Origin of the sequence: Halanaerobium congolense, assembly GCF_004366375.1 — a bacterium.
GTDB lineage: Bacteria > Bacillota > Halanaerobiia > Halanaerobiales > Halanaerobiaceae > Halanaerobium > Halanaerobium congolense.
The window spans coordinates 36,748-47,913 of sequence record NZ_SOEF01000024.1 but is presented as its reverse complement, the minus strand read 5'-3'; the positions used below and the strand labels follow the sequence as shown (position 1 = coordinate 47,913).

The 11,166-nt window shown below is 34.2% G+C and carries 11 protein-coding genes; all 11 read left to right on the top strand.

What is annotated here, in order from left to right; translation table 11 throughout:
• Nucleotides 1-120: 120 nt before the first annotated feature.
• The 11 genes from C7954_RS09475 (at nt 121) to C7954_RS09425 (ending at nt 11,164) form a co-directional block, all read left to right on the top strand.
• Nucleotides 121-1,374 (top strand): molybdopterin-binding protein, encoded by a 1,254-nt coding sequence (locus C7954_RS09475; RefSeq protein ID WP_089723225.1) that lies wholly within the window; start codon nt 121-123, stop codon nt 1,372-1,374.
• Between the two features lie 28 nt (nt 1,375-1,402).
• Nucleotides 1,403-3,316, top strand: coding sequence for a molybdopterin biosynthesis protein (locus C7954_RS09470; protein WP_089723224.1), 1,914 nt, complete (start codon nt 1,403-1,405; stop codon nt 3,314-3,316).
• Nucleotides 3,317-3,331: 15 nt separating this feature from the next.
• Nucleotides 3,332-4,291, top strand: a complete 960-nt coding sequence (gene moaA / locus C7954_RS09465) for a GTP 3',8-cyclase MoaA (RefSeq protein WP_089723223.1) — start codon at nt 3,332-3,334, stop codon at nt 4,289-4,291.
• Between the two features lie 2 nt (nt 4,292-4,293).
• Nucleotides 4,294-4,776: a cyclic pyranopterin monophosphate synthase MoaC gene (gene moaC / locus C7954_RS09460; RefSeq protein WP_089723222.1), complete on the top strand. Its 483-nt coding sequence runs from the start codon at nt 4,294-4,296 to the stop codon at nt 4,774-4,776.
• A complete protein-coding gene (locus tag C7954_RS09455) occupies nt 4,757-5,305 on the top strand; it encodes a MogA/MoaB family molybdenum cofactor biosynthesis protein (protein WP_089723221.1) in 549 nt (182 codons plus the stop codon). The genes moaC and C7954_RS09455 overlap by 20 nt, the downstream gene beginning before the upstream one ends.
• Nucleotides 5,306-5,393: 88 nt before the next feature.
• Nucleotides 5,394-5,831: an MOSC domain-containing protein gene (locus C7954_RS09450; RefSeq protein WP_089723220.1), complete on the top strand. Its 438-nt coding sequence runs from the start codon at nt 5,394-5,396 to the stop codon at nt 5,829-5,831.
• A gap of 111 nt (nt 5,832-5,942) precedes the next feature.
• Nucleotides 5,943-6,548 carry a P-loop NTPase family protein gene (locus C7954_RS09445; RefSeq protein WP_089723219.1) on the top strand — a complete coding sequence of 202 codons (606 nt, stop codon included), beginning with the start codon at nt 5,943-5,945 and terminating at the stop codon, nt 6,546-6,548.
• A 159-nt stretch (nt 6,549-6,707) separates the two neighbouring features.
• A complete protein-coding gene (locus C7954_RS09440; protein WP_089723218.1) occupies nt 6,708-7,697 on the top strand; it encodes a beta-ketoacyl-ACP synthase III in 990 nt (329 codons plus the stop codon).
• Nucleotides 7,698-7,847: 150 nt separating this feature from the next.
• Nucleotides 7,848-8,777, top strand: coding sequence for an ACP S-malonyltransferase (fabD, locus tag C7954_RS09435; protein ID WP_089723217.1), 930 nt, complete (start codon nt 7,848-7,850; stop codon nt 8,775-8,777).
• 31 nt (nt 8,778-8,808) lie between these two features.
• Nucleotides 8,809-10,050: a beta-ketoacyl-ACP synthase II gene (fabF, locus tag C7954_RS09430; RefSeq protein WP_089723216.1), complete on the top strand. Its 1,242-nt coding sequence runs from the start codon at nt 8,809-8,811 to the stop codon at nt 10,048-10,050.
• 304 nt (nt 10,051-10,354) lie between these two features.
• A complete protein-coding gene (locus C7954_RS09425) occupies nt 10,355-11,164 on the top strand; it encodes an Asp23/Gls24 family envelope stress response protein (protein ID WP_089723215.1) in 810 nt (269 codons plus the stop codon).
• Nucleotides 11,165-11,166: the final 2 nt, after the last annotated feature.

Here is an 11,166-nt window from a genome sequence, read left to right as displayed (position 1 = left end):
CGAAGATTAAAAGGATTTTTAGCTGCTAGAGATAAGCTAATTCAACTATTTGAAGAAAGATATTAATTTATTTACACAAAATACTTGACGTTACCTTATTGGAAGGAATGAAATTTATATATGAGAGAATTTTTAGAATTGAATCCATTAGAAAAATTTTGGCAGCAATTAGAATCTTGCTTAGAAAAAAAGAAGCTGCAGGTTGAAAAAATTAAACTAAATAATGCTGCAGGTAGAATTTTGGCTGAAGATATTTTATCTCCAGTTGATTTACCGCCTTTTAGTCGTTCAACAGTTGATGGTTATGCTGTTAAAGCTGCTGATACAGCAGGGGCTTCAGCATCAATGCCGACCTATTTAGATATAATTGGCAGTGTTCAGATGGGCCAAAAGACAGAAATTGAATTAAAAAGTGGTCAGGTAGCAGCTGTTCCAACTGGGGGAATGATTCCCCAAAATGCAGATGCAGTTTTAATGATTGAAGACACTGAAAAAATAGAATCTAAGATGATTGAAAGTTTTAAAGCACTTGCTGTTGGAGAAAACATTGTCCAAAAAGCTGAAGATATTGGTGCAGGAGAATTGTTATTTAAAAAAGGTCATAAAATTATGGCCCGAGATATTGGAGCCTTAGCTGGTCTAGGAATAACAGAATTTGATGTTTTTCAAAAAGCAGCTGTTTCTATAATTTCAACTGGTGATGAACTAATTCCCGCAGAAGCAAAAGCCAAAGCAGGACAGATTCGAGATATCAATAGTTATTCTATTGCTGCTTATTTAGATAAAATAGGTGCAGAAACAAAAAAAGTTGGTATTATTAAAGATAAATTTGATAACTTAAAAAGTGCTTTACAAAAAGAATTAGGACAAGATTTGGTTTTAATTTCAGGTGGTAGTTCGGTTGGAATCAAAGATATGACAATCGATTTACTTAATTCTCTAGGAGAGCCAGGTGTATTGTTACACGGTCTGGCCATTAAACCAGGGAAACCAACTATTTTAGCTGATATTGAGGGGACTATTGTTGTCGGTCTGCCCGGTCATCCTGCTTCAGCCTGGACTGTAAATACTGTCCTATCAGCTGAAATTGTACGGGTTTTAAATGGCGAAAAAAAGCCTTCAGAAATGGGCAGTGAAAATAATAAGTATTTTATTGAAGCAGAATTGACAAGAAATTTAGTCTCAGATAAAGGCCGTGAAGAATATATTCCGGTAAAAATAATTGAGAAAAATGAAAAATTATTTGCAGAGCCATTACTTGCAAAATCCAGCCTGATCACCAATTTAGCCTATGGTGATGCAGTGCTAAAAATCCCTCAAAATAAAGAGGGAATTGATAAAGGGGAATTAGTTAGATTAAAATTAATTGAATAATAAATAGAAAAGAGGTATTTAATTTAAAATGGTTAAAAAATATTTAAATAAAATCTCATTAGCAGATGCCCTAGCTAAATTAGAAAATAGATTTAAAAATTTAAGAACTGAGACCGAAAAAATTCAAACCGTAGATGCAGAAGGAAGAATTACTGCTAGACCTTTTTATGCAGAACGTTCAGCTCCCGATTTTTATGCATCTGCAATGGATGGAATTGCAGTTCAAGCTCAAAAAACTGCTGGAGCCAGTGAAAGATCGCCAATTAAACTGAAAATTGGTAAAGAAGCTCAGCCTGTAGATACTGGTGATCCCATACCAGAAAGATTTAATGCAGTTATAAAAATCGAAGAAGTAAACCAAGTTGAAAAAAAATATTATGTGATTGAAAAAGGAGTTCCACCCTGGAATCATATCCGTTCTATTGGCGAGAGTACTGTCAAAGGTAATTTATTGGTTACTACAAATCATAAGCTTAGTGATTATGATCTAGCAGCTCTTTTAGAAGCGGGAGTCACTGAAGTTGAAGTCTATAAAAAACCATTAGTATCAATAATTCCAACCGGTGATGAACTAGTCAGCGCCGAAAAAAAGCCTAAAGTTGGTGAATTAGTAGAATTTAATTCAAAAATGGTTAAAGCAGCTTTAAACAAGTGGGGAGCCAAAGTTAAAATAACAGAAATTTTAGCAGATCAAAAAGAAATTATTAAAAGCAAAATGCTGCAGGCAGTTGAGGCAAGTGATCTTGTAATTGTTTTATCCGGATCTTCTGCCGGCAGAGGTGACTTTACAATAGATATTTTACAAAATGAAGGAGAAATCTTATTTCATGGTGTAAATATTATGCCTGGGAAACCTCTGATTGCAGCTCAAGTAAAAGATACACCTGTATTTGGCTTACCAGGTTATCCACTTTCTGCCTGGCTGGATAATCAGCTTTTTATTAGAGAAATAGTTTATTTACTTCAGGGAGACCAGGCTCCAAAATTTAATCAGATCAAAGCAGTTGTAAACCGTAAAGTTCCATCGGAAATAGGTTTAGAAGAGTTTTTAAGAGTTAATTTAATTAGTAATAGTGAAAATGAGTTCACTGCAGTTCCTTTAAAAAGGGGATCTTCAGCTATGGAATCAATGCTGAAAGCAGATGGAATTATGAAAATAGGTGAAAACAAAGAAGGCCTTCATCCTGGAGATCAAGCTCCAGTTATTCTTTTAAAAGAAAAAAGTAAAATAGAAAATGATCTGCTTTTAATTGGAAGCCATGATTTAAGTTTAGATTTAATTAGAAATGAAATCAGAGAAAGAAACTATAATTTTGACTTAAAACTGCAGACTGTAGGATCAATGGCAGGTCTAACAGCTCTAAAAAGAGAAGAATCTCATTTAGCGGGTGCCCATCTTTTAGATCCTGTAACAGGTGAGTACAATATTTCTTACTTAAAAAGATTTTTTAAAGGAGAAAAAATATTTTTAGTCAATTTAGTTCAGAGAGAACAGGGTTTATATCTTAAAAAGGGAAACCCTAAAAATATAGAAGACATTAATGATTTAAAAGGAGAAAATATTAATTATATTAACAGACAGCGTGGTGCAGGTACTAGGGTCTTATTTGATTATCTTTTAAAACAGAATAAGATTCAGCCGGCAGAAATTTCTGGTTATGAAAAAGAAGAGTTTACACACATTGCAGCTGCAGCCGCTGTAGGACGGGGTTCAGCAGATGCAGCTTTAGGTATTAGAGCAGCAGCTGAAGTTATGGATGTTGATTTCTTGGCTTTAGCTGAAGAAAAATATGATTTAATAATACGAGAGAAATATATAGATGATCCCCGGGTCAAAAAATTAATAGAACTCTTAAATCAAGATAAAATAAAAGCTAAAATAGAAAAACTTGGGGGCTATAACTGCCAGGAAAGTGGAAAAATTAAAAGCTTAGAACTTTAAAATGGAGGCAATTAAATGCAGAAATTAATTGATCAATTTGGAAGAAAAATAGATTATTTAAGAATCTCAATAACTGACCGCTGCAATCTTCGCTGCCGTTACTGCATGCCTGCAGAAGGAGTCAGAGAAAAAGATCACTCGGAGATTTTAAGCTATGAAGAAATAATAAAAATAGCCAAAACTGCTGTTAAAATGGGCATTAAAAAGATTCGTCTAACTGGTGGTGAACCATTAGTTAGAAAAAATGTGGAAGCTTTAATTAAAGAACTTAACAAATTGGATTTAGAGGATATTTCAATGACCTCTAATGCTGTGGCTCTGGCAGATAAAGCATCTTCATTAAAAAAAGCTGGTTTAGATAGGATTAATATCAGCTTAGACAGTTTGAGTTCCGAAAAATTTGAGAAGATCACACGGCGTCGGGCTTTAAGCTATGTTTTAGCTGGAATTGAAGCTGCACTTGAAGCAGATCTCAAACCTGTTAAAATTAATATGGTAGTGATGAAAGGGATTAATGATAACGAGATATTAGATTTTGTGGAATTAAGTCGAAATAAAGAACTAAATATTAGATTTATAGAATATATGCCTCTGGGAGGCGAAGCAGAAGCTGAGAAATTTATCAGCAGTAAAGAAATTAAAAAAATAATTGCAGACAAATATAAATTGCTGCCTGCAGTAACTAAGGGCAGTGGGCCTGCCAATTATTTTAAAGTCGAAGGTGCTTCAGGTACAATTGGCTTTATTTCTGCCCTTAGCGAACATTTCTGCAGCAGTTGTAATCGACTGCGTTTAACTGCTGATGCCAAAATAAAGCCCTGCCTGGCAGGTAATCAAGAAGTTAAGATTAAAGAAATAAATAGTTCAGAAATTGAATCAGCATTTATAGAAGCACTAAAATTAAAACCGGCCTGTCACCATCTTGATTTTGCAGAACAGGCTTATAATCGAAATATGTCACAAATTGGAGGCTGAAAATGAATAAAGAATTGTCACATGTTGACCAGAACGGGAAAGTACAGATGGTAGATGTTTCAGAAAAGAAAACAACCAAAAGAACCGCCAGAGCTGTAGGAGAAATTAAAATGCAGCCTGAAACTTTAAAAAAAATAAAAGCAGGTAATATAAAAAAGGGAGCTGTAATTGAGACTGCAAGAATTGCAGGAATCACAGGTGCTAAAAAAACCTCGGATTTAATACCTATGTGTCACCCTTTACTTTTAAGCAGTATCAAAGTTGATTTTGACCTAAACTTTGAAAATAAAATAAAAATATTTTCAGAAGTTAAAAATAGCGGTCAAACTGGAGTCGAAATGGAAGCTCTGACTGCTGTTAATCTAGCTGCCCTTACAATTTACGATATGATTAAAGCAGTTGATAAATCAATGGAGATCGGATCAATCAAATTAATGTACAAAGCAGGAGGAAAGAGTGGGATTTATGAGCGAGAAGAAAAATAAATTTAAAATAAGAACAGCAGTTTTAACAATTAGCGATAAAGGCTCACGTGGAGAAAGAAAAGATCTGAGTGGCCCAATTATTAAAGAAATGATGGAAAAAATTGGAGCCGTAATTGTGTATGAAGATATCATTGCTGATGAAAAGGCCGAAATAAAAAAAGCTTTAATTGAGATTTCAGATCAGAAGCAAGCGGATTTGATTTTAACCACAGGTGGCACAGGTTTTGCCAAACGTGATATTACTCCTGAAGCAACATTAGAAGTAATAGAAAAAGAAGTGCCGGGAATTCCAGAAAAAATAAGAGCTGATACCCTTGCCAGAACACCTCAGGCTGCATTATCAAGAGCCAGAGCTGGTATTAGAAAAGAAAGCTTAATTATCAATTTTCCAGGAAGTCCCAAAGCAGTTAGAGAATGCTTGGATGCAGTAATAGAAATTATTCCCCATGGAGTAAAGATTTTAAAAGGGGAAATTACAGAACACCGTCACAGCAATGACAACAGTCATCAACATGATCATAATCATTAACTAGTTTTTTAGAGATTCGGCTATTTTTTTCTTAAGAATTAAATAAATAAAGATTATTTAAGAAATAAAAATTACAGAGGTGGAATAGATGGAAGCTAAAATCAAAGCAGTTTGCTTGAGTGAAGAAAAAGGAACAACCAAAAAAGTAATAGAGGAAGGGATTTTAATTGAAAATTTTGGTTTAAAAGGGGATGCTCATGCCGGCAAATGGCACCGTCAGTTGAGCCTTTTAGATGAAAGTAGTATTGACAAAATGCGAAACCAGGGTTATGAATTAAAATTTGGAGATTTTGCTGAAAATATTACAACAGAAGGCTTAGATAAACTCTATGAACTTCCAGTTGGACAAAAAATAAAAATTGACGAAAAAGTTATTATAGAAGTCACTCAAATCGGAAAAAAATGTCATCATGATTGTGAAATTATGCAAAAAATAGGTGATTGTGTAATGCCGAAAGAAGGAATCTTTGCCAAAGTAATTAAAGGTGGCTTAATAAAAGCTGGAGCTAAATTAGAACTTATTTGAATATAATTTGATTTTTAAGAGCAGATGTTTTAATATTTAATTGTAGATATTTAAAATTTAAAGAAATTACATAATTATCAAAAATAATTTCTTTTTTAAGGAGGAATAACAATGGAAATGATAGGGGTCAGCGCTTCTTCAAGTAAGGCTGGCAAGACTACTTTAATTTCCTTAATGTTAAAGGATAGCTGTGCTAAAACTGCAGTTATTAAAACATCAGTTAATAATGATCTTGACCAATATAAGGTGATTAATGATCCTAGAATAATTAATCAAACAGGTACAGATACCGCCAGGGTTGTAGAACACGGAGCAGATAAGGTGCTGCTTTTAGAAAGCCCTGCTTCAGAACTTCCAACAGCTTATCAGCTAGCTCGCAATCTTTTAGATGATGATATAGAAAGATTATTTATCGAAGGTAATACAATAATTAATTTTTTAAACCCTGATTTGTTATTTTATTTAGAAAATCAAGATAAAGCTGAAAAAGAATCAGCAAAGATGGTAAAAAATAGAGCTAATGTCAAGATTAATACAAACACATTATTATCAGCTGGTAAATTGGGTGATTTACCATTTACAATCCAGTCAGACAAAATGACATGTTATCAGTCACATCTTTTGGCTGAACTTTTAAAAATGTCAGTTCCTAGAGTTGGTAAGGTAGTAAAAGAACAGAAGGTTAAAATAGTAAAATGTCAGCTTGGACTCTTTTAGTTGTATTGGCAGCAGCCTGGTAAATATTAGCAAATTAAGCTTAACTTTAAGTAATTTGCAAAATTTATCAGCTTCCTGCCATTATTTTTTTGCTAAACTTGACTAAGAGTCGAAAAAGTGATATAAATTTATATAGACCAACTAAGGAAGGTGAATATTTTGCGAAAAGCAACAATTACAGGTCTGGGTAAATATCTTCCAGATAGAATAATGACAAATCATGATTTAGAAAAAATTGTGGATACTAGCGATGAATGGATAAAAACAAGAACAGGTATAGAAAAAAGAAGAATTGCAGCTGAAGATCAGGCAACATCAGATTTAGCATTTGAAGCTGCCAAAGAAGCTTTAGCAGATGCAGAACTTGCAGCTGAAGATCTTGATCTAATTATTGTAGCAACTATCACACCGGATATGATGTTTCCAGCAACTTCCTGTATTGTTCAGGAAAAATTGGGAGCAAAAAATGCAGCAGCTTTTGATTTAGGTGCTGGTTGTTCCGGTTTTGTTTATGGCTTAAGTACAGCAGTAAATTACATTGAGTCTGGAATGTATGATAATGTTTTAGTTATTGGAGCCGAGGTCTTATCAAAAATTTTAGATTGGGAAGATCGAGGAACCTGTGTTTTATTTGGTGATGGAGCTGGTGCAGCTGTAGTTTCTGCTGCTGACAAAGGTGGATTCCTAGCAACTGATTTAGGAGCAGATGGTACTGGTGCAGATACCCTTTATCAACCAGCTGGTGGATCAAGAACTCCTGCCTCACATGAGAGTATTGATAACCGGGGCCATTTTCTGAAAATGGAAGGTACTCCAGTCTTTAAATTTGCAGTTAAAACAATGGGTAAAGCTTCACTTAAAGTACTTAAAAAAGCTGGAGTAAAAAAAGAAGATGTCAATCTATTAGTTCCTCATCAGGCAAATACCAGAATTATTGATGCAGCAGCTAAAAGGTTAAAATTAAATGATGATCAGGTTTATGTTAATCTACCCGAGTATGGGAATACATCTGCAGCTTCAGTTCCGATTGCTTTAGCAGAGGCCAAAGAAAAAGGATTAGTCAATAATGGTGATAAGATTGTCTTGGTTGCTTTTGGAGCAGGTTTGACCTGGGCTTCGGCAGTAATTGAATGGAATGATCTTAAATAATATTGAAATAAAACTTTAAAGAAATAAAACTGTAAAAATGATTTTAAAATAAAATTGGCTTAAATTAATTGAAAAATCACAGTAAAAAAATATATAATAAAAGATGAATTGAAAGATAAGTGAAAAAAATATTAAACTGGAGGCTTTCAAATGAGCAGTAATTTAGTTTTTATGTTCTCAGGACAGGGTTCACAGTATGTTGGAATGGGAAAAGAATTATATGAGAATTATGAAGCTGCAAAAAGTATTTTAGATAAAGCAGAAGAAATAGTAGATTTTGACTTAAAAGATATGATTTTTAATGGTCCAGAAGCAGATTTAAATAATACAAAAAATACACAACCTGCTATTTACACTGTAAGTGCAATGATCAAAGCAGTTCTAGCTGAACATGGATTAGACGCAGCAGCAGCAGCCGGACACAGTTTAGGAGAATATTCCGCTCTTTATGCAGCCGGTGTTCTTTCTTTTGCAGATGGTCTGAAATTAGTGCGCCGCCGTGGTGAACTAATGGACCAGGCTGATCCCGAAGGGAAAGGAACAATGGCAGCTATAATTGGCCTGGCTGATAAAGAAGTAGAATCAGTTTTAAAAGAAATAGATGGTATTGTTACTGTGGCTAATTATAATTCTCCTGGTCAGGTAGTTATTTCCGGAGAAGTTACAGCAGTTGAAGCTGCAGGTGAATTGCTGTCAGAAAAAGGAGCCAAAAGAGTAATCCCCTTAACTGTAAGTGGAGCTTTTCACTCACCACTTATGGAGCCAGCTAAAGAAGAACTAAAAAACACTATAGAATCTGTGGAATTTAAAGATGCTCAGATTCCTTTAATCGCTAATGTCACAGCTGATTATGTTAAGGAAAGCAGTGAAATCAAGTCGGCTTTAATTAAACAGTTAAATAATAGTGTCCGCTGGGTAGAGACAATTGAGAGATTTAAAGAAGATGGTTATGAAGATTATGTTGAAGTTGGCCCAGGCCGAGTGCTAAAAGGTTTAATGAGAAGAATTGACCGTTCACTTAATGCATATAATGTTGAAGATGAAAAAAGCTTAAAGAAAACATTAAAAAAATTAAAATAGAACTTATTTCGACTTAGGAGGAGAATATTTAATGGATAAAAGAGTTGTAATTACAGGTGCAGGTGTTGTACATTCACTGGGCTTAGAATTAGACGAATTTTGGGAAAATATTAAAGCAGGTAAATCAGGTATATCTAAAATCGAAAATTTTGACGCTTCAGATTATCCGAGTCAAATTGGAGCAGAGCTAAAGGATTTCGATCCAGGAGAATACATAGATCGTAAGGAAGCTAAGCGTTTAGCCTTATACAGTCAGTACGCTATCGTAGCAGCAATGAAAGCAGTAAAAAATTCCGGTTTAGAAATCAATGAAGAAAATGCTGATCGTGCTGGAGTAATGGTTGGTTCAGGTATTGGTGGAATAGAAGTTTTCGAAGAACAGGTAGCAAAGCTTAATAAAAGAGGACCTAGAAGAGTAAGTCCTTTCTTTATTCCGATGATGATTTCTAATATGGCAGCTGGTAATGTAGCAATTTATACTGGTGCAAAAGGACCTAATGTTAACCCAGTAACTGCTTGTGCATCTGCTACAACAGCGATTGGAGAAGCTTTTGAAACAATAAAAAGAGGTGCTGCTGACATTATGATTGCTGGAGGTACAGAGGCTTCGATTACACCATCTGCAGTGGCCGGATTCGGTAATATGAAAGCTTTATCAAGTAGAAATGATGAACCGGAAAAAGCAAGTCGTCCTTTTGATAAAGATAGAGATGGTTTTGTAATTGGAGAGGGTGCAGGAATAGTAATTTTAGAAACTCTGGAAAGCGCTAAAAAAAGAGGTGCTGATATTATAGCTGAGGTAGTTGGCTATGGTGCATCTGGAGATGCTTATCATATTACCTCTCCAGCTCCAGAAGGAGAAGGTGCAGTTAGAGCTATGAAAGCTGCTATAGAAAGAGCTGGAATGCAGCCAGAGGAAATTAATTATATTAATGCTCATGGTACCTCAACACCATTAAATGACCAATATGAATCAACAGCAATTAAAAAATTATTTGGAGACCATGCTTATAAGCTAAAGGTATCTTCTTCCAAATCAATGACAGGCCATTTATTAGGTGCTGCTGGTGGGGTTGAAGCAATAATTTCTGCTATGGCAGTCAAAGAAAATATCGTGCCTCCAACAATGAATTTTGAAGAAGGTGGAGAAGGCTGTGACCTAGACTATCAACCAAATCAAGCTGGAGAAGCAGAATTAAATGCAGCTTTAAGTAACTCCTTCGGTTTTGGTGGTCAAAACGCCTGTATCATTGTTAAAAAATATCAAAATTAATAACTAAAACTAAAATAAAATACTTTAATAGCTGTTTAACTAGTTAAAATTAACTTTGGATAAATTTGCTATTAAAAATAGAGATAAAGATCTGCTCAAGAAAAAATCGGGCAGGTCTTTTATTTTATTGTCCTAAATAATTGAAATAAGGCTGGAAAAAATATATAATCAAGCTGTTAAGTGATAATTTCAAAAAAATATTTTAGAAATAATAAGTTAAAAATAAGCACTAGAAAATGATTATTACAAGTTGATCACAGTTCTAAGATTCTATTATATTTTAGGAAAGAAGGTATTTTTTAATATGAAAGTATATGCTCTTGTTGGGCCCAGTGGAACAGGTAAAAGCCACCGTGCGGTACTTTTAGCAAATAAATATCAGATACCCCTGATAGTTGACGATGGTCTGCTGATCTATGCCGGTAAAATAATGGCAGGCAGCTCTGCTAAAAGAGAAGAAAGTAAAATGGGAGCAATTCGAAGGGCTCTTTTTTATGATGAAAAACAAACAGAAGAAGTAAAAAAATGTCTTAAAGAAATAGATGAAGATAAAATATTGATTTTAGGCACTTCTACGGGAATGGTTGAGCGAATTGATGAGCGATTGGAACTTCATGGAATTGACCAGTATATTAATATTGAAGAAATTTCTTCAGCAGAGGAGATAGAAAAAGCACTTTCAGTCAGAAATAATGAAGGCAAACATGTCATTCCGGTGCCAACTATTGAAGTAGAGCAAGATTTCTCAGGTTATCTGCTGCATTCACTAGAACTATTTTTCAAAAAAGATGATGAGACAGTCCGCCATGAAAAAAGTATAGTTCGGCCGCGTTTTAGCTTTTATGGAAACTTGAGCATCAGTAATCGAGTACTGGTAAGTTTTATAGAGTATTTGATTAAGGATTTTGAGGAGATTACTGCTTTCAAAAAAGTAAAAGTTGAAGAAATAAACAGCCAGCTTATTGTTGATCTATCTTTAGAAATTAGATATGGTTTAATTATCACAAATTTTGTTAATGAATTCAGGTCAGCACTAAAAGTACATTTAGAAAATAATACAGGAATCAATGTTAAAGAAATTGATATTGAAATTTATTCTTTAAGTGTTGATTAAGA

Coding starts and splice junctions, on each gene's coding strand:
- C7954_RS09470 (WP_089723224.1), top strand. CDS start 1,403: ATGGTTAAAAAATATTTAAATAAAATCTCATTAGCAGATGCCCTAGCT.
- C7954_RS09425 (WP_089723215.1), top strand. CDS start 10,355: ATGAAAGTATATGCTCTTGTTGGGCCCAGTGGAACAGGTAAAAGCCAC.
- fabD (WP_089723217.1), top strand. CDS start 7,848: ATGAGCAGTAATTTAGTTTTTATGTTCTCAGGACAGGGTTCACAGTAT.
- fabF (WP_089723216.1), top strand. CDS start 8,809: ATGGATAAAAGAGTTGTAATTACAGGTGCAGGTGTTGTACATTCACTG.
- C7954_RS09475 (WP_089723225.1), top strand. CDS start 121: ATGAGAGAATTTTTAGAATTGAATCCATTAGAAAAATTTTGGCAGCAA.
- moaC (WP_089723222.1), top strand. CDS start 4,294: ATGAATAAAGAATTGTCACATGTTGACCAGAACGGGAAAGTACAGATG.
- moaA (WP_089723223.1), top strand. CDS start 3,332: ATGCAGAAATTAATTGATCAATTTGGAAGAAAAATAGATTATTTAAGA.
- C7954_RS09450 (WP_089723220.1), top strand. CDS start 5,394: ATGGAAGCTAAAATCAAAGCAGTTTGCTTGAGTGAAGAAAAAGGAACA.
- C7954_RS09455 (WP_089723221.1), top strand. CDS start 4,757: ATGAGCGAGAAGAAAAATAAATTTAAAATAAGAACAGCAGTTTTAACA.
- C7954_RS09445 (WP_089723219.1), top strand. CDS start 5,943: ATGGAAATGATAGGGGTCAGCGCTTCTTCAAGTAAGGCTGGCAAGACT.